General features: G+C 71.1%; 13 protein-coding genes and 1 pseudogene. 8 read left to right on the top strand and 6 right to left on the bottom strand.

Features of this window, described 5'->3' with window-relative positions; translation table 11 throughout:
- Nucleotides 1–18: 18 nt before the first annotated feature.
- The 3 genes from Voc01_RS01125 to Voc01_RS01115 form a co-directional block, all read right to left on the bottom strand.
- Nucleotides 19–1281, bottom strand: coding sequence for a sugar ABC transporter permease (locus Voc01_RS01125; RefSeq protein ID WP_203925292.1), 1263 nt, complete (start codon nt 1279–1281; stop codon nt 19–21).
- On the bottom strand, nt 1278–2144 hold the full coding sequence (locus Voc01_RS01120; protein WP_203925291.1) for an ATP-binding cassette domain-containing protein: 867 nt from the start codon (nt 2142–2144) through the stop codon (nt 1278–1280). Before Voc01_RS01120 ends, Voc01_RS01125 begins: the two co-directional genes overlap by 4 nt.
- 101 nt (nt 2145–2245) lie before the next feature.
- A complete protein-coding gene (locus tag Voc01_RS01115) occupies nt 2246–3337 on the bottom strand; it encodes a sugar ABC transporter substrate-binding protein (protein ID WP_203925290.1) in 1092 nt (363 codons plus the stop codon).
- Between the two features lie 414 nt (nt 3338–3751).
- Between Voc01_RS01115 and groES the strand changes: the two genes are divergently transcribed.
- From groES to Voc01_RS01100, 3 genes and pseudogenes are all read left to right on the top strand, one after another.
- Nucleotides 3752–4060, top strand: a complete 309-nt coding sequence (gene groES / locus Voc01_RS01110) for a co-chaperone GroES (protein ID WP_506019260.1) — start codon at nt 3752–3754, stop codon at nt 4058–4060.
- Nucleotides 4061–4130: 70 nt separating this feature from the next.
- Nucleotides 4131–5780: a chaperonin GroEL gene (gene groL, locus Voc01_RS01105; RefSeq protein WP_203925288.1), complete on the top strand. Its 1650-nt coding sequence runs from the start codon at nt 4131–4133 to the stop codon at nt 5778–5780.
- 772 nt (nt 5781–6552) lie between these two features.
- A pseudogene (locus tag Voc01_RS01100) lies at nt 6553–7778 on the top strand (molybdopterin-dependent oxidoreductase); the annotation flags it as partial.
- 85 nt (nt 7779–7863) lie between these two features.
- Here Voc01_RS01100 and Voc01_RS01095 read toward each other — a convergent pair.
- Nucleotides 7864–8289 (bottom strand): WhiB family transcriptional regulator, encoded by a 426-nt coding sequence (locus Voc01_RS01095; protein ID WP_203925287.1) that lies wholly within the window; start codon nt 8287–8289, stop codon nt 7864–7866.
- A 135-nt stretch (nt 8290–8424) separates the two neighbouring features.
- Here Voc01_RS01095 and Voc01_RS01090 point away from each other — a divergent pair, with 135 nt between their 5' ends.
- Nucleotides 8425–9177 carry a response regulator transcription factor gene (locus tag Voc01_RS01090; RefSeq protein ID WP_203925286.1) on the top strand — a complete coding sequence of 251 codons (753 nt, stop codon included), beginning with the start codon at nt 8425–8427 and terminating at the stop codon, nt 9175–9177.
- Nucleotides 9178–9258: 81 nt separating this feature from the next.
- Here Voc01_RS01090 and Voc01_RS01085 read toward each other — a convergent pair whose 3' ends face one another.
- On the bottom strand, nt 9259–9672 hold the full coding sequence (locus Voc01_RS01085; protein WP_203925285.1) for a DUF5319 domain-containing protein: 414 nt from the start codon (nt 9670–9672) through the stop codon (nt 9259–9261).
- A 146-nt stretch (nt 9673–9818) separates the two neighbouring features.
- On the opposite strand from Voc01_RS01085, the gene guaB reads away from it, so the two are divergent.
- Together guaB and Voc01_RS01075 are read left to right on the top strand one after the other, a co-directional pair.
- Nucleotides 9819–11291 carry an IMP dehydrogenase gene (gene guaB / locus Voc01_RS01080; protein WP_203925284.1) on the top strand — a complete coding sequence of 491 codons (1473 nt, stop codon included), beginning with the start codon at nt 9819–9821 and terminating at the stop codon, nt 11289–11291.
- A gap of 22 nt (nt 11292–11313) precedes the next feature.
- A complete protein-coding gene (locus Voc01_RS01075) occupies nt 11314–12426 on the top strand; it encodes a GuaB3 family IMP dehydrogenase-related protein (RefSeq protein WP_203925283.1) in 1113 nt (370 codons plus the stop codon).
- A gap of 51 nt (nt 12427–12477) precedes the next feature.
- Here Voc01_RS01075 and Voc01_RS01070 read toward each other — a convergent pair whose 3' ends face one another.
- Nucleotides 12478–14919 carry a sensor histidine kinase gene (locus tag Voc01_RS01070; RefSeq protein WP_203925282.1) on the bottom strand — a complete coding sequence of 814 codons (2442 nt, stop codon included), beginning with the start codon at nt 14917–14919 and terminating at the stop codon, nt 12478–12480.
- A gap of 219 nt (nt 14920–15138) precedes the next feature.
- On the opposite strand from Voc01_RS01070, the gene Voc01_RS01065 reads away from it, so the two are divergent.
- Nucleotides 15139–16542, top strand: coding sequence for a M1 family metallopeptidase (locus Voc01_RS01065; RefSeq protein WP_203925281.1), 1404 nt, complete (start codon nt 15139–15141; stop codon nt 16540–16542).
- Nucleotides 16543–16613: 71 nt separating this feature from the next.
- The gene (locus Voc01_RS01060; RefSeq protein ID WP_203925280.1) at nt 16614–17885 is read left to right on the top strand and encodes an MFS transporter; all 1272 of its coding nucleotides are present in this window, start codon (nt 16614–16616) and stop codon (nt 17883–17885) included.
- Nucleotides 17886–17898: the final 13 nt, after the last annotated feature.

Below are 17898 nucleotides of genomic sequence, written 5' to 3'. Positions count from 1 at the left end.
TTCTTGTCTGAACGGCCGCTATCCGAGCCCGCTCGCCGCCGCACGCCGGCGAGACAGGGCGTCGACGCCGGCCGCCAACAGCAGCACCACGCCGGTGACGACGTACTTGACCCCGGCGGAGTAGCCGAGCAGGCCCATGCCGTTGTTGATGACCGCCACCACGGCACCACCGAGCACGGCGTCGATCATCCGGCCCTTGCCACCGAAGAGGCTGGTACCGCCGATGACCGCGGCGCCGACCGCGTACAGCAGCACGTTGCTGCCGCCGGTGTTCGGGTCGACCGAGTTGCCCCACGAGGCCACCAGGATGCCGCCGACCGCCGCCATCGTCGACGAGATCATGAACGCGTAGATCTTGATCCGGTCGACCGGGATACCGGCCCGGCGGGCGGCCTCGGTGTTGCCACCGACCGCGTACAGGTGCCGGCCGAAGGCGGTGCGCTGCAGCACGAACGTGCCGGCGATCAGCAGCACCGCGATGATCGGCACCACGATCGGCACGCCCTTGAGCGAGGTGATCAGCGTGTTGATGCTGCGCTCCTCGTTCAGCACCAGCGTCGCCAGGAGCAGCACCAGCGCGACGGCGGCGATCTTCAGCAGCGTGACGCTCATCGGCTGCGCGACGAGGCCCTGCTTGGCCCGCGACTGCGCCCGGTACAGCTGCACACCGGCGTAGGCGACGATCGACACGCCGCACAGCACCCAACCGAGCCACACGGGCAGGTTCTTGTTGACCAGCGCGAGGATCACGTCGTCGTTGATCGAGATGTTCTTACCGCCGCCGAGCATCATCAGCAACACGCCCTGGAAGCCCAGGAATGCCGCCAACGTCACCACGAACGACGGGATACCGATCTTGGCGACCAGCCCGCCCAGGAGCAGGCCGATGAACGTGCCGGTGACCAGCGCGGACAGCACCGCCAGGTACCAGGGCCAGCCGTGGTTGGTCAGGAGGATCGCCATGACGGCCGCGCACACGCCGCTGGTGTAGCCCGCCGACAGGTCGATCTCGCCGAGCAGGAGCACGAACACCAGACCCATCGCGATCACGGTGGTCTGCGCGCCCTGGCCGAAGAGGTTCGCGAAGTTGCGGGGGGTGGCGAACGCGTCGTCGAGCAGCGTGAACACGAGGCAGAGCACGACCAGCCCGGCGATCGCGGGCAGCGAGCCCATGTCGCCGCCGCGCAGCCTCTGGAGGTACTCGCGGACGTGGCTCTGCAGCGACGGCCCCGCGGAGCGGCCGCCCTCCACGTTTCTCGTCGTGGTGGGTGCGACGGTCATGCGTCGGCTCCTGGCTTGTTGATGTCGACCTTGCCCGGGTCGGTTCCGGTGTTCGGCATGGGTGCGCCGATGCCGTTCGCGGCGCCGACCTCGGTGAGGTCGAGGTTGCTGTCGGCCATGCCGATGTTGCCGCTGCGGCCGGCCGTGATCAGCTCGACCACCTGCTGGTGGGTGACCTCGGTCGCGGGCACGAGCGCCGCCATCTGGCCGAGGTACATCGCCGCGATCCGGTCGGCGACCGCGAACACGTCGTTCATGTTGTGGGAGATGATCACGACGGCCAGGCCGTTGTCGGCGAGCCGCCGCACCAGTTCGAGAACCTGTGCGGTCTGCGCGACGCCGAGGGCGGCGGTCGGCTCGTCGAGGATCACCAGCTTGCTGTTCCACAGCACGGCCTTGGCGATGGCGACGGTCTGCCGCTGGCCACCCGACAGGCTCGACACCTGCTGGCGGACCGACTTCACGGTTCGCACGGACAGGCCGGCCAGGGTCTTGGCCGCGAGCTGCTCCATCGAGCCCTCGTCGAGCACGAAGCCGCGCTTGCGCTCGCGGCCCAGGAACATGTTCTGAACGATGTCCAGGTTGTCGCAGAGCGCGAGGTCCTGGTACACGATCTCGATCCCGAGGGACGCCGCGTCGCGGGGGCCGTGCACCGTCACCTGGCGGCCCTCGAAGAAGAAGTCGCCGTTGTCTGGCAGGTAGATCCCGCCGATGCACTTGACCAGGGTGGACTTGCCGGCGCCGTTGTCGCCGACGAGCGCGGTGACCTCCCCGGCATGCGCGGCGAAGTCGATACCGCGGAGAACCTGAACCGGCCCGAAGCTCTTGTTCAGGTTGCGGATCTCCAGCAATGGTGCCGTCACGTCTCTAGTTCCTCATTCGCCGGGCCGGTCCCCGGTGCCTTTGGGAAAAGGCACCGGGGACCAGAGGGGGATCCGGATTTCACACCGGAGCGGGCCTGTTGCTAGATACCCGCCTCGGTGCACTTCGCGGCGAAGGCGCCGGTGCAGAGCTCGGCCTTGGTCACGAAGCCGTCGTCGACGACCTTCTTGACGTTCTCCTTCGTGATCGCCTCGGGCGCGAGGAGCACGGCCGGGACGTCCCGGTTGCCCTCGGTGTCCTTGACGGTCTTGCCGGTGTCCTTCTTCTCGCCCTTGGCCAGGGCGATCGCCAGCTCGGCGGCCGCGTCGGCCTCCTTCTTGATCGCCTTGTAGACGGTCATGCACTGGTCACCGTTGAGGATGTTCTGCAGACCCTGCACGGTCGCGTCCTGGCCGGTGACCGGGACCTTGCCGTTGAGGTTGTTCTTCTTCAGAACGTTGATCACCGAGTTGCCGAGGCCGTCGTTGGCGGCCAGCACACCGTCGATCTTGCCGCCGGTGGAGGTGAACATCTGCTCGAAGATGGTCTGCGCCTGGGCGTTGTCCCAGTCCGGCACGGCCTGGTCCGGGCCCTTGGTGTACTCACCGGCGTCGAACTTGGCCTTGATCACGCCGTCGTAGCCCTGCTTGAACAGGGTGGCGTTGTTGTCGGTCGGCGAGCCGTTGACGTAGGCCACGACGGGCTTGGTCTTGTTCTGCGCCTGCAGGCACTTGACGAGGCCCTCGCCCTGGAGCTTGCCGACGGCCACGTTGTCGAAGCTGACGTAGTAGGAGGCGCTGCCGCCCAGCGTCAGGCGGTCGTAGTCGATCGTGGCGACACCCTGCTGCTTGGCCTTGTCGAGCACGGCCTTGCCGGTGCCGCTGTCGAGGTTGACGATCATCAGGGCGGTGACGCCGCTGGAGATCATCTGGTCGGCAATGGTCTGGAACGCCTGCTTGTCGTTCTGGGCGTTCTGGATGTCGTACTGAACTCCGGCGGCCTTGAAGGCCTCTTCCAGGTACTTCCGGTCCGCGGTTTCCCAGCGGGCCGATGACTTGCTGTCGGGCAGGATGACGCCGATCTTCGGCGTCTTGTCCGCCGAGCCGCCGTCACCGCCGTCGTCGTCGCCACACGCGGTCAGACCGGTGACCGCCAGCAGCCCGGCCGCGGCGAGGGCGATGATCCCTCTGCGCATGAGCAGGTCCTTTCTTCGGGTGGGTAGACCGACGACGGGTGGAGCCGGTCACACATGATTGTTGTGTCCGGCAACGTATGCGGCGGCCGCATGTTTCCACAAGATGTCGTCCGGCCTTGTTTTGTTGGGTGCGGTAACAATTCGGCAACGTACTCGGGTCCGGGTGCAGCTAGCGCCGCGTTCGGAGGTTCGTTGCGCTTTCGATGCACTTTGTCCGTCGGGTAAGCGCTCTCCGTGCCCCGTCGGTGCGAGAACTGGCACTCTCCTTGACGGAGTGCTAGCGTCCGGAATAACCTCCGGTTAGCACTCTCGCCTTGAGGGTGCTAACCAACCCGGGCGGCGCCGGCACCCGCGACGACGGCGCGGCATGGGTGATCTGAGACTCGAATCCTGATACCCCAGGAGGGTATGCCCGTGACAAGCGCGACCAAGGTTGCGATCAAGCCGCTCGAAGACCGGATCGTGGTCCAGGCCAACGAGGCCGAGACCACCACGGCGTCGGGCATCGTGATCCCCGACACCGCCAAGGAGAAGCCGCAGGAGGGCACCGTCCTCGCTGTGGGCCCCGGCCGCATCGACGACAAGGGCAACCGCGTTCCGATCGACGTGAAGGTCGGCGACACGGTTCTCTACTCGAAGTACGGCGGCACCGAGGTGAAGTACGGCGGCGAGGAGTACCTGGTGCTCTCGGCGCGTGACGTCCTCGCGGTCATCGAGAAGTAGCCAACAGACCGCGATAGTGCCCGCCCCGAGCAGATTCTGTGCTCGGGGCGGCACCGCGTAAGGAGAAGAGATGGCGAAGATCCTCAGCTTCTCGGACGACGCGCGTCACCGCCTGGAGCACGGCGTCGACGCGCTCGCCGACACGGTCAAGGTGACCCTTGGCCCGCGGGGCCGCACCGTGCTGCTCGACAAGAAGTTCGGCGCGCCCCTGATCACCAACGACGGCGTGACGATCGCCAAGGAGATCGAGCTCGCCAACCCGTACGAGAACCTCGGCGCCCAGCTGGTCAAGGAGGTGGCGACCAAGACGGCCGACGTGGCCGGCGACGGCACCACCACCGCCACCGTGCTGGCACAGGCGATGGTCCACGAGGGCATCAAGAACCTGTCGGCCGGCGCCAACCCGGCCAGCATCAAGCGCGGCATCGACGCGGCGGTCAAGGCCGTCGACGCCGAGCTGAAGAAGCGCGCCGTTCCGGTCGACAGCCCCGCGGCGATCGCCGCGGTCGCGACCGTCTCGGCCCGTGACGCGAAGATCGGCGACATGATCTCCGAGGCCATGGAGAAGGTCGGCCGCGACGGCGTGATCACGGTGGAGGAGGGCTCCACGTACGACACGGAGCTCGTCGTCACCGAGGGCATGCAGTTCGACAAGGGCTTCATCTCGCCGCACTTCATCACCGACGCCGAAGCCGGCGAGGCGGTGCTCGAAGACGCCTACATCCTGATCACCACGCAGAAGCTCTCGCAGATCGAGGAGCTGCTGCCGCTGCTGGAGAAGGTCGTCCAGAGCTCGAAGCCGCTGCTGATCGTGGCCGAGGACGTCGACGGCCAGGCGCTGTCGACGCTCGTGGTCAACTCGATCCGCAAGACCGTCAAGGTCTGCGCGGTGAAGGCTCCGGGCTTCGGTGACCGGCGCAAGGCGATGCTCCAGGACCTGGCGATCCAGACCGGTGGCGAGATCATCGCGCCGGAGCTGGGTTACAAGCTGGAGCTGGTCGGGCTCGAGCAGCTCGGGCAGGCCCGCCGGGTGGTCGTCGACAAGGAGAACACCACGATCGTCGACGGTGGCGGCGACGCCTCCGAGGTGTCCGACCGGGTCGCCCAGATCCGCAAGGAGATCGAGGCGTCCGACTCCGACTGGGACCGCGAGAAGCTCAACGAGCGACTCGCGAAGCTCTCCGGCGGCGTGGCTGTGGTGAAGGCCGGTGGCGCCACCGAGATCGAGGTCAAGGAGCGCAAGCACCGCATCGAAGACGCGGTCGCGGCCACCAGGGCCGCGGTCGAGGAGGGCACCATCCCCGGCGGCGGCGTCTCGCTGCTGCAGGCGGCGACCGTTCTCGAGGACGGTCTCGGCTTCGAGGGTGACGAGCTGGTCGGCGTCCGTCTGGTCCGCAAGTCGCTCGAGGAGCCGCTGCGCTGGATCGCCGAGAACGCGGGCCTCGACGGCCGCGTCATCGTCGGCAAGGTGCGTGAGATGCCCGCCGGGCACGGCCTCGACGCCGCGACCGGCGAGTTCAAGGACCTCGCCGCGGCCGGCATCGTCGACCCGGTGAAGGTCGCGCGCAGCGCGGTCGCCAACGCCGCGTCGATCGCGGGCCTCCTGCTCACCACGGAGACCCTGATCGTCGAGAAGCCCGCAGCCCCCGAGCCCGCCGCCGGCGGCCACGGGCACGGCCACGGGCACGGTCACGGCCACCAGCACGGCCCGGGCTTCTGACCCGAGCTCAAAGATAGGATTTCGCAACCTCCCGCACGCGGGAGGTTGCGAAATCCGGAGCCCGGAAATCTATTACGACCCGGGAACGTCCGTGGTCGCGCCGACCGGTGCCGACGCAGACTTCACTCCATGACACAGCGGCGCCGGTTGCCGGCCATGATCGGGGTCGCCTCGGTGGCGGCCGCTCTCGGGGTGGCGGAGCTCGTCGCGATCGTCACCGGTCCGTTGACCTCGCCGGGGATCGCCGTCGGTGGCGCGATCATCGACCTGGTCCCGGAGCCGCTGAAGCAGTTCGCCATCTCGCTCTTCGGCACGTACGACAAGCTCGCCCTGCAGATCGGCACGATCGTCCTGCTGGTGCTCGCCGGGGTCGGGCTGGGTTTCCTGGCCCGCCGCCGTCTCGGCCTCGCGCTGGGACTGGTGGTGGCGTTCGCGGCGCTGGGCCTGGTCTCGGCCGTGACAAGGTACGACGCGGGCTGGACGGCCGTGTTCCCGTCCGTCCTCGCCGGTGCCGCCGGCGTCCTGACCCTGCGGACCCTGACCCTGAAGGCCGCCAACACCGACGCCGCCTCGGATCGCGCCGCCTCGGATCGCGCCGCCTCGGATCGTGCCGCCTCGGATCGTGCCGCCTCGGATCGTGCCGCCTCGGATCGCGCCGCCGCCGACCGCGTTGCCGACCCGGCCGCCACCCGCGCTGCCGCGCCTCCCGGTGCCGGACCGCGACCACCCGACCCCGGCCGCGCTGCCGACACTTCTCGCGCCGCCGGCCCGGCCGCTGACCCTGCTCGCGCTGCCGCCCGCGCCACCGCTCCCGCCGCGGCCGCTCCCGCCGCGGCCGACCCCGCCCGCGCCGATCTTGCGGTTGTGGCCGGGGCGAACGCGGATGAACGTGACGAAAGGGCGGCCACAACTGCAAGATCGGCGGGATGGGGGGTGGCGGCGGAGCGGCGGGCGGTTCTGCGGGCGGCGGGGACCGTCGTGGCCGTGGGGGCCGTGGCGGGGTTCGGGGGGCGCTGGGTGTCGCTGCGGCGGTCGGTGAGTGCCGACCGGGCGGCGGTCACGTTGCCGGCGCCGGCGTCGCCCGCTCCGGCCCTGCCGGCGGCCGTGGAGACGCGGGTCGACGGGCTGGCGCGGTTCGTCACCTCGAACCGGGACTTCTACCGCATCGACACCGCGCTGGTGGTGCCCCAGGTCGCGCCGGACGAGTGGCGGCTGCGCATCCACGGCCGGGTCCGCAACCCGGTGACGCTCACGTTCGACCAGCTGCTCGCCCGTCCCATGATCGAGCGGTACGTCACATTGGCGTGCGTCTCCAACGAGGTCGGCGGGGGACTGGTGGGCAACGCCCGCTGGCTCGGCGTCCGGATCAGCGACCTGCTCGCCGAGGCCGACCCGGAGCCCGGCGCCGACCAGGTGGTCAGCCGCTCCGTCGACGGGTTCACGGCCGGCACGCCGACCGACGTGCTCCGGGACGGCCGCGACGCCATGCTCGCCGTGGGCATGAACGGCGAGCCGCTGCCGATCGAGCACGGGTTCCCGGTGCGCATGGTGGTGCCCGGCCTCTACGGGTACGTGTCGGCCACGAAGTGGCTGGCCGAACTGGAGCTCAGCAGCTTCGGCGACTTCGACGCTTACTGGATCAGGCGGGGCTGGGCGGCGAAGGCGCCGATCAAGCTGCAGTCGCGCATCGACACGCCGACCGGGCGGGCGACGGCCGGGCGGGTCGCGGTCGGCGGGGTGGCCTGGGCCCAGCACGTCGGCGTCTCGCGGGTGGAGGTGCGGGTCGGCGACGGGCCGTGGCAGGAGGCCGCGCTCAACGACGTGCCGTCGACCGACACCTGGCGGCTCTGGACCTGGGCGTGGGACGCCGCGCCCGGCAAGCACCGGCTCACCGTGCGCGCGTTCGACTCGTCCGGCAGGCCGCAGGACGAGACCGAGCGACCCGTCGTGCCGGACGGGGCGACCGGCCTGCACAGCGTCGAGGTCGAGGTGGCCTGAAGCGTCGAGCTCGAAGTGGCCCGAAGACGAGTGTGCCCGGCCGTCCGCGAGGGACGGCCGGGGCGCCTGGAGGGTGCGTCGTGGGTCAGCGGGCGGCGGCGTTACGCGTCGCCATCAGGCGGGACGCGCCGTTGGTCGCCGGCGGGCGCTGCTGGGGGACCGGCGGGCGCAGGCCCAGCCGCGACTCCAGCCGGCGGACGTCAACGGAGGCGTGCTGACGGTCGGCCAGGTCCTCCCAGCCGGAGGCGAGCAGACGCAGGCGCTCGGCCTCGGTGAAGCCACCCCACACGCCGTAGGGCTCACGGGTGGCCAGAGCGTGCGCGGCGCACTGCGCCCGCACCGGACAGGTCTGGCACACGATCTTGGCGGCCGCCTCGCGCCGCCCCCGGGACGCTCCGCGCTCCCCGTCCGGGTGGAAGAACTGCGCACTGTCGCGTCCCCGACAGTTACCCAGCCGCTGCCAGTCCCAGAGATCCGAGATCGGCCCTGGCAGCCGTGCGACGTTGGTCATGCGTACCCTCCAGACACACGCGCCGTCAAGATCACTTTCGAGGGAAATGACGGCAGGTCGTCGATTGAATTTCGGGGAACTCCGGATTGATCTGACCGTTTTGTGTTCTCCTCCTCAGTGAAGAGGGGAGTTACCGTGCGTACGGTCCTTGTGTGTGTGCGAACGCCGGTCGCGGCGCAGGCGGTTGTCACCTGCGCGGCCCGGCTCGGGGTCGGCACGGCGGTGCGTACCGCAGTCTCGGTCACAGAGGCGCTGAGCCGGCTCGCTGAGCAGCCCGCCGACCTGATCCTTGTCGACACGGCGCTGTCGCGTCCCGACAGCGTCGAGTTCACCCGACGGATCGTCGCCGCCGCCCCCGGCGCCGCGGTGGTCCTGTTCGGGGTGGAGGACCCGCGGATCTCGGCCGCCGCCGTGCAGGCCGGCGCCCGCGGGGTCATCCGGGCCGACGCCACCGACCCGGTGACGGTGGTCGCGAAGGCGCTGCTGCTCGTGCTCAGCCCGGCCGGCGAGCCGGCCACGGCGCGGGCCGGTGCCCGCAACGGCTCGGCCGGGGTGCCCGCCCCGGCGGCGCCGGTGGCCACCGCGGTGGGTGCGCTCGCTCCGCGGGCGATGCGTCCCGCCACGTCGTCGGTGCCGATGCAGCGCGGCGACGTGGTGCCCGCGGGCGTCGTCGCCGAGGTGCCGAGGCGGCGGGTCGACCTGACCGAGCGGGAGCTGCAGGTGCTGCGCGGCATGGCCGACGGCAAGAGCAACGCCGAGATCGGGCGGGAGCTGTTCGTGTCGGAGGACACGGTGAAGACACATGCCCGCCGCTTGTTCCGCAAGCTGGGTGCGCGCGACAGGGCGCACGCCGTGGCCTCGGCATTCCGGGCAGGACTGGTGTCCTGAGCACGGGCATGCTTCGACCTGGGCATGCGGGGGCGGTACCCCGCGCCTCAGGCGCTTAAACGAGCCGGACTGATCGGTTGATTAGTCCGGCTCGTTTTTTCCCTCTTCGGGTTCGTCGGACCCCTCGGCCAGGGCGTCGTGGATGCCGTCGGCGTAACCGCGCGCGTACTCCCAGGTCACGTAGTGATCGGGATCCGGGTTGTACGCCGGCTCGTGCACCCGCGGCTTCCCCGAGTCGAGCAGGTGCCTCAGGTTGCCGCGCAGCAGGTCCCAGTCGAAGTAGTGCGGCTCGTGGCAGTCCTCACACTCGATCACCAGCCCACGGACCCCCAGCGGCGTGAGCAGCGCCTGGTAGATCGCCAGGTCGGCGAGGTCCTCCAGAACGTCCTGCCGCTCGTCGGCGGTCAGCGGATCGTTGTCGTCATCAGCCTCGCCCAGCGGCATCGCTGGATCGGCCGGGTCGCCGGCGAAAGGGTCGATGGGCTCTTCCTGCACCTTCCTACGGTACCGGTCATAGTCGTCGCGCTCATGCCGTGGAGCACATCCCGGACATCGCAGCACCGGTGCGCTTCGCGGCGCGGTCCGGCCGCCTTCTACCATGGGGCAACCGCCAACCGCGACCCGAGAAGGCTGGTCACCACATGGATTCGCTGCCCCTGGCGCTCACGTTCGACGACGTCCTGCTGCTTCCCGCCGAGTCCAACGTGATTCCGAGCGAGGTCGACACATCGACCAGACTCACCAGAGAGGTGCGGCTGTCGATGCCGCTGGTCTCCAGCGCGATGGACACGGTCACCGAGGCACGCATGGCGATCGCGATGGCGCGGCAGGGTGGCATCGGCGTACTGCACCGGAACCTGTCGATCGAGGAGCAGGCCCAGCAGGCCGACCTGGTGAAGCGGTCCGAGGCCGGCATGGTCACCAACCCGGTCACCTGCTCGGCCGACGACACGGTCGCCGAGGTCGACGCGCTGTGCGGCCGCTACCGCATCTCCGGGGCACCGGTCACCGACGCCGACGGGCGGCTGCTCGGCATCGTCACCAACCGCGACATGCGGTGGATCACCGACCGCACCACGCGGGTGCGCGACATCATGACGCCGATGCCGCTGATCACCGCGCCGGTGGGCGTGTCCACCGGTGAGGCGCTGGCCCTGCTGCGCGAACACAAGGTCGAGAAGCTGCCGCTGGTCGACGAGGCCGGCACGCTGCGCGGGCTGATCACGGTCAAGGACTTCGCGAAGAGCGAGCAGTACCCGAACGCGACCAAGGACGACGCCGGCCGGCTGCGGGTGGCCGCCGCCATCGGCGTGGGCGACGAGTCCTACAAGCGGGCCCGCACCCTGGTCGAGGTCGGCGTCGACGTGATCATGGTCGACACCGCGCACGGTCACAACAACCAGGTCCTCGAGATGGTGGCCCGGCTCAAGCGCGAGACCAGCGTGCAGATCGTCGGCGGCAACGTCGCCACCTTCGCCGGCGCGAAGGCGCTGGTCGAGGCCGGCGCCGACGCCGTCAAGGTCGGTGTGGGCCCCGGATCGATCTGCACCACGCGCGTGGTGGCCGGCGTCGGCGTCCCGCAGGTCACCGCGATCATGGAGGCGGTCCGGGCGTGCCGCCCGGCCGGGGTCCCGGTGATCGGCGACGGTGGCCTGCAGTACTCCGGCGACATCGTGAAGGCGATCGTGGCCGGCGCCGACACCGTGATGCTCGGTTCGCTGCTGGCCGGCTGCGAGGAGAGCCCCGGCGATCTGATCTTCATCAACGGCAAGCAGTTCAAGGCGTACCGGGGAATGGGCTCGCTGGGTGCCATCCAGACCCGCGGGCAGGCCAAGTCATACTCGAAGGACCGGTACTTCCAGCACGACGTCAGCTCCGACGACAAGCTCGTACCCGAGGGTGTCGAGGGTCAGGTGCCGTACCGCGGTCACCTGTCGAGCGTGGCGCACCAACTCGTGGGTGGCCTGCGGTCCGGGATGGGGTACGCCGGTGCGGCCACCATCGCCGACCTGCAGCGGGGCCAGCTCGTCCGCATCACCGCGGCCGGGCTCAAGGAGAGCCACCCGCACGACATCCAGATGACGCTCGAAGCGCCGAACTACTCGGCGCGATAGACCCAGAGACGAGGAACGCAGCGTGCGTGAGGTCGTGCAGATCGGGCTGGGCAGAACGGCGCAGCGTGGTTACCACCTCGACGACATCTCCATCGTGCCGAGCCGCCGTACCCGCGACGTCGACGACGTGTCGACCGCGTGGCAGCTCGACGCGTACCAGTTCAAGATCCCGTGCGTGGCGCACCCGTCCGACGCCACGATGAGCCCGGCCACCGCGGCCACGCTCGGCACGCTGGGCGGGCTCGGCGTGCTCAACGTCGAAGGGCTGTGGACCCGGTACACCGACCCCACGTCGATCCTCGAGGAGCTGTCGACGCTGCCGCACGGCGGCGGCACCAAGCGCCTCCAGGAGGTCTACTCCGAGCCGATCCGGCCGGAGCTGATCGTCGAGCGGGTCAAGGAGATGCGCGGGAGCGGCGGCACCGTCGCCGTCCGCGTCTCGCCGCAGCACACCCTCAAGCTCGCGCCGGTGATCCTGGACGCCGGCGTCGACATCCTGGTCATCCAGGGCACCGTGGTCTCGGCCGAGCACGTGTCGGTCGCCGACGAGCCGCTGAACCTCAAGGAGTTCATCGCCGACCTCGACCTGCCGGTGGTCGTCGGTGGCTGCACGAACTACCAGACCGCGCTGCACCTGATGCGCACCGGCGCCGCCGGCGTCATCGTCGGGGTCGGCGCCGACGGGCACTCCACCACCGACCGGGTGCTCGGCATCCGCGTCCCGATGGCCACGGCCATCGCCGACGCGGCGGCCGCGCGTCGCGACTACCTCGACGAGACCGGCGGCCGGTACGTGCACCTGATCGCCGACGGCGAGATCCGCACCTCCGCCGACGTGGCGAAGGCCCTGGGCTGCGGTGCCGACGCCGTGATGCTCGGCGAGCCGCTGGCCCGCTGCGAGGGTGCGCCGGCCCGGGGCGCCTGGTGGCACTCGGCCGCCAGCCACCCGAAGCTGCCGCGCGGCGTCTACGCACCGGCGGAGACGGTCACCGGCACGATGGAGGAACTGCTGTTCGGGCCGTCGGGCGACCCGACCGGCGTGTTGAACCTGTTCGGCGGCCTGCGTCGCGCGATGGCCAAGTGCGGCTACCGTGACCTGAAGGAGTTCCAGAAGGTCGGCCTGCAGCTCGGCTGACAACGACGCGGAACGGCCCCGGCGCAACGAGCGCGCCGGGGCCGTTCGTCGTCAGGCCAGGGTGTCGTCGTCGGGGTTGGCGCGGTGGCGGGCCCGGTAGAAGCGGGCCAGCGCCGGCTTGACCTCGGCCGGGTCGTCGGAGGCGGCGCTCGCGGGCGGCGCGGCCAGCGGGTTGCGCGGCAGCTGGGCCATCGGGACCCGGACCGGCAGACCGGCGCCCGAGGTGCCACCGTCGGCAGGTGCGGGCACGACCGGGGGCGCGTGGTGAACGGTCCCGCGGTTCGTCGGGTGCCGGGTGGCCAGGTCGGTCACGTCGGCCGTGGTAGCCGTCGGCTGGGCCGGCAGCCGGATCTCCTGGGTCCAGCCGTGCAGGTTCGCGGCGTCGCGCTCGTCGGGACGGTTGGGCGCCGGAACGGTGACCGGCACAGCCGCCGACCCGTACGGCGGCGTCGCCTGGTCACCGGGTCCCCACGGGCCGACCTGCGAACGTCCCTCCTCGACGCCACCGGCGGCGCGCGACCTGACCACGGACGCCGCTGCCGCCAGCTCGCGGCTGATCAGGTGCATCGTCGACCGGCGCAGCACCGACCGGGCCAGCTCGGCGTACGGCCGCGACGGCGGCGGGGCGAGCAGCGCCGCCGGGATGCCGACCTCGGCCTGTACGCCGCGGTCGAGCCCACGCAGCGCCACGGAGACGCTGTGCCGGCCGGCCAGCCGGCCCACCACCCACAGACCCATCTGCGCGGTCGCCGCCGCCACCGGCGCCGACTGACCGGCGTTCGCGATCTTCTCGTTGGCCTCGGCCAGCTTCTCGGCCGACATGCCGAGCCCACGGTCGGCCACGCGGACGTACGCGGAGCGGCCGTCGGCCGCCACCCGGCCGACGACCGTGACGGTCGTGTCGGGCGGCGAGTACCGGGTGGCGTTCTCCAGCAGCTCGGCCAGGATGTGGATCACGTCGGCCACCGCGGGACCGGAGATGTAGCCGCCGTCGTCGACGTCGGTGACCACCCGTTCGTACGCCTCGATCTCGGCCGTCGCGGCCAGCACCACCGCCGACAGGGGCACCGGGTCGGACCGCCGACGCATCGTGTCGGCGCCGGCGAGCACGAGCAGGTTCGCGTCGTTGCGGCGCATACGGGTCAGCAGGTGGTCGAGGCGGAACAGGTTGGCCAGCTGGTCGGGGTCGTCCTCGGCGCCCTGCACCTCGTCGAGCAGCTTGAGCTGGCGGTCGACGAGTGCCTGGCTGCGCCGCGCCACGTTGACGATCATCGCGTTGGCGCCGCGGCGCAGTTCTGCCTGCTCGCCGGCCAGCCGCACGGCGCTGGCGTGCACGGCGGCGAACGCGTCGCCGACCTCCTCGATCTCATCGCCGCTGTTCGAGCCGCCGAGCTGGGGGAACGCGGTGGTCGGCAGGTTGTCGAGGTCGGCCTGACGCTCGACCGCGCGCAGCCGCTGGATCGCCTCCGGCAGCCGCCGCTGCGCCACGTCGAGCGCCTGGCCGCGCAGGTCACGCAGCGAGCGGACCATCGAGCGGCCGATGAGGATCCACGAGCCGAGCGTGACCACCAGCACCGCGAGGATCAGCGCGGTGAGCCGCAGCGTCCGCTTGTGATGCTCGTCGACAAGCGTCTTCGCGTCGTCGTTGAGCTGGTTCAGGGCCTTCTGCTCGGCGTCGGCGAGCACGGACAGGTCGCCGGTCGACGCCCGCCACCAGTCCTGCGGCGACACCGACACGGTGCGGCCGCGGATCTGCTCGAGGATCCGGTCACGCAGGTTTACCGCTTCGACGCCGCCCGCGCCGCTGCCGAACGTCGCGCCGACAGCGGGTGCGGCGCTCGCGGTGAAGCGCAGCACGGCGGCCTTCTGCTCGGCGATCGTCTCGGAGTACACCTGGTAGGTCGCCGGCTCGGCGAACCGGCCGCGGCACGCGGCGTACAGGCGGGCCCGCAGCTGCGAGGCGTACTCCTTCGCCCGCGCGATCTCCTGCACGGCGATCGTCGGTGACAGCAGCGCCGCGTCGGGACCCGCCGTCGCGCGCGGCAGCAGGCCGAACAGCGCCGACAGCGCCGACGTGTAGGCCTGGAAGACCGTCTCCGGCGCGAGCGCGCCGGTACGCGCCGCGACCCGGGTGTCCCGGAGATCGTCGACGAGCTCGGCTGCCTCACCCAACGGGATGGCCCGGGCGTCGGCGGCGTCGGCCAGCTTCCGGTAGGCGGTGTCGACCGCGTCCCGGTCGGCGCTGAGCGCCTTGTCGAACGCGTCCTCCCGCACGGCGTCGGCCAGCTCTCCCGCGGTGCGGTCACGCTCGGTCTGCAGCGCCGTGGCCAGCGCCGCCACCGGCCGGGCCAGCTCCACCCGGTCGTGGAACGCGGCGACCTCGGCGCTGTCGGCGGCCGCCGCGGCGATCTGCACCGTGGCCAGGGCGGTGAACGCCGTAGCCGGGATCGCGACGACCAACGCCAGCTTGCTGCGGACCCGCCACCACGCCATACCGCGTGGGCGGGGTCGTGACTGAGGAGGGGTGGAGGGCGCCGGCAACTGAGCACCTTTCGGGTCGAGGCGGTGATGGTCACCTATACGGTGCACAACCCGGAGGAAGGATACGGGCCTATGTCCTTCGTGTGGTGCCACCTTTAGAGGGATCACGCAGGTAGCTCCCAGATACGCCGGATAACGTGGTCGCTCGCGAGATCGAGGGTGGGGGAACACATGCGCCGGTGGATGGTCATCGCGCTGGCGACGGGGCTGGTGGTGGCCGGTTGCGCCCGTCCGGACGGGCTCGCCCGTCCGATGCCGGCGGAGGTGGCGCGGCCGGGAGCCGCGGGTGCCGGCGACGAGTACTTCCCGGCGATGGGCAACGGCGGCTACGACGTCGGAAGGTATGTCCTGAAGCTGCGCTACGACCCGGGCACCGACGTGCTCTCCGGGCTGGCCACGATCGAGGCGACGGCCACCCACGCGCTCTCCCGGTTCAACCTCGACTTCTCCGGGTTCGACATCGCCGCGCTACGGGTCTCCGGTGCCGACGCCACCTGGCAGCGCGAGGGTCAGCGCGAGCTCGTGGTGACGCCGGCCGCCCCGCTCGCGAGCGGCACGGCGTTCCGGGTCGAGGTGGAGTACTCTGGGAAGCCCGGCGGCGAGTTCCGCCACACCGTCGACGGGGCGCTCGCGGTGGGCGAGCCGGAGAGCGCGTCGGACTGGTACCCGGCCAACGAGCACCCGTCCGACAAGGCGGCGTACGACTTCGAGATCACGGTCCCGGACACGCAGACCGTGATCGCGAACGGCATCTTCGGAGGTGCGATCCCGGCCGATGCGGGCTGGCACACGGTGCGCTGGCGCGCGACGACGCCGATGGCGGCCTACCTGAGCACGCTGGCGATCGGCCGCTACCGCGTGTTCGAGGAGGCGTTCGAGGGAAAGCCGGTGTACTCGGCGGTCGACGAGCGGATCCCGGCCGGCGGCGTCGCCGACCGGGCGCTGCGGCGCACCGGCGAGGTGACCGCGTACCTCGCCACCCGGTTCGGCCCGTACCCGTTCGAGGCGCTCGGTGGGGTGATCACGGCCGAGCGGTTGGGGTTCGCGTTGGAGACGCAGACGCGTCCGGTGTACGAGTCGTCGTTCTTCCGCGGCACGGAACTGGAGGCGACCTCGATCATCGCGCACGAGATCGCCCACCAGTGGTTCGGCGACAGCGTCTCGGTCGAGCGGTGGCGCGAGATCTGGCTCAACGAGGGCTTCGCCACCTACGCGCAGTGGCTGTGGGAGGAGCACGCCGGCGGCCCGACCGCGCAGCAGGCGTTCGACGACGTGTACCGGGCGCCGGTCAGCTCGGACGTCTGGTCGCCGCCGCCGGGCGACCCGTCGGCACCCGGGCTGTTCGCCGACTCGGTGTACGTCCGCGGCGCCATGACCGTGCACGCGCTGCGCCTGACCATCGGCGACGACGCGTTCTTCCGGCTGCTGCCGGAGTGGACGGCGAGCCAACGCAACGCCACGGCGACGACGGAGGAGTTCGTCGAGCTCGCCGAGCGCGTCTCCGGGGTACAGCTGGACGATCTCTTCCAGATCTGGCTCTACACCGAGGAAAAGCCGCCGTACCCCCGGCGTTGACCTCCCCTGCGCCGGGCGGAGTACCTCGCGGATTGACCTTCGACCTGCGTGAACCGGTAACGTCGCCGCGCATGGCCAGCCTGTTCCGGGAGCGCGACTTCCGGTTGCTCTTCGCGGGGCAGGGGATCAGCGCGGTGGGCACCGCGGTCACGTACGTGGCGCTGCCGCTGATCGCCGTGGCCTACCTCGGGGCGGGGCCCTTCGAGGTCAGCCTGATCACCGCGGCCGGGTATGCGGCGTGGCTGGTGCTGAGCCTGCCGTTCGGGGTGTTCGTCGACCGGCGCCAGCGGCGTCCGCTCCTGATCGTCACCGATCTCGGCCGGGCCGCGCTGCTCGCCACCGTGCCCGCGGCGGCGCTCGCGGACGCGTTGACGGTGCCGCACCTCATCGTGGTGGCGCTGCTCGCCGGTGCACTCAGCGTGCTCTTCGACGTCGCCTATCCGGCCTACATCCCGGTGGTCGTCGCCGACCGGTCCCGGCTCACCGACGCCAACGGCAAGCTGTTCGCCACCGAGTCGGCGGCGCACGTCGGCGGGCCGGGCCTCGGCGGGCTGCTGCTGCAAGCGGTCGGCGCGGCCGGTGCCGTCGTGGTCGACGTGGTGAGCTTCCTGGTCTCGGCGTTCACCCTGACGCTGATCCGCAGCCCCGAGCCGCCGGTGTCGCCGAAGGGCGGCAGCGTGCGGGCCGAACTGGTCGAAGGGCTGCGGTACACGTTCGGGCGGCCGTTCACCCGCGCGGTGCTCGGAGCGGGCGTGATCGGCAACTTCGTGTTCGGCGGCTACAACGCCGTCGTCGTGGTCTTCCTGTACGAGACGGTCGGGCTCACCGAGGCGGCCGTCGGGGTGCTGCTCGGGGTCGGTGCCGCCGGCGCGGTGGCGGGTGCGCTGGTCACCGGGTGGCTCGGCGACCGGATCGGCGACGCGCGGCTCACCTGGCTGGCGCCGGCCGCCGGCGTGGCGTTCGGGGCGCTGGTGCCGCTCGCGGCGGGCGACTGGCGGCTGGTCCTGTTCGCGCTGGGCGCGTTCGGGCTGTCGGCGGAGATCGGGATCTACAACGTCTGCGTGCGGGCCGCGCTGCAGACGTCCGTACCGGGCGACCTGCTCGGGCGGACGATGGCGTCGATCCGGCTCTTCACCCGCGGCATGCTGCCGCTCGGCGCGCTCGCCGCCGGTGCGCTGGCCACGGTGACGTCACCCAGGGTCGCGATCGCGGTGATGATGGCGCTGCTCGTGCTGTGTCCGCTCTGGCTGCGGAGGTCACCCGTCGGACGCGTGCGCACCCTCGCGGAACTCGGCGCCGATAAGGCCCTGGGCCCGCGCGAGCGGAGGGAGCGCCATCAGTAGCGAGCCGGCCGAT

The organism is Virgisporangium ochraceum (genome assembly GCF_016863655.1).
Lineage (GTDB): Bacteria > Actinomycetota > Actinomycetes > Mycobacteriales > Micromonosporaceae > Virgisporangium > Virgisporangium ochraceum.
This window is presented reverse-complemented; position numbering and strand designations above follow the sequence as displayed.

Bases quoted from the DNA above. Each gene is read 5' to 3' on its own strand.
- Voc01_RS01125 (WP_203925292.1), bottom strand. From the start codon at position 1,281: ATGACCGTCGCACCCACCACGACGAGAAACGTGGAGGGCGGCCGCTCC.
- Voc01_RS01115 (WP_203925290.1), bottom strand. From the start codon at position 3,337: ATGCGCAGAGGGATCATCGCCCTCGCCGCGGCCGGGCTGCTGGCGGTC.
- groL (WP_203925288.1), top strand. From the start codon at position 4,131: ATGGCGAAGATCCTCAGCTTCTCGGACGACGCGCGTCACCGCCTGGAG.
- Voc01_RS01095 (WP_203925287.1), bottom strand. From the start codon at position 8,289: ATGACCAACGTCGCACGGCTGCCAGGGCCGATCTCGGATCTCTGGGAC.
- guaB (WP_203925284.1), top strand. From the start codon at position 9,819: ATGGATTCGCTGCCCCTGGCGCTCACGTTCGACGACGTCCTGCTGCTT.
- Voc01_RS01070 (WP_203925282.1), bottom strand. From the start codon at position 14,919: ATGGCGTGGTGGCGGGTCCGCAGCAAGCTGGCGTTGGTCGTCGCGATC.
- Voc01_RS01065 (WP_203925281.1), top strand. From the start codon at position 15,139: ATGCGCCGGTGGATGGTCATCGCGCTGGCGACGGGGCTGGTGGTGGCC.
- Voc01_RS01060 (WP_203925280.1), top strand. From the start codon at position 16,614: ATGGCCAGCCTGTTCCGGGAGCGCGACTTCCGGTTGCTCTTCGCGGGG.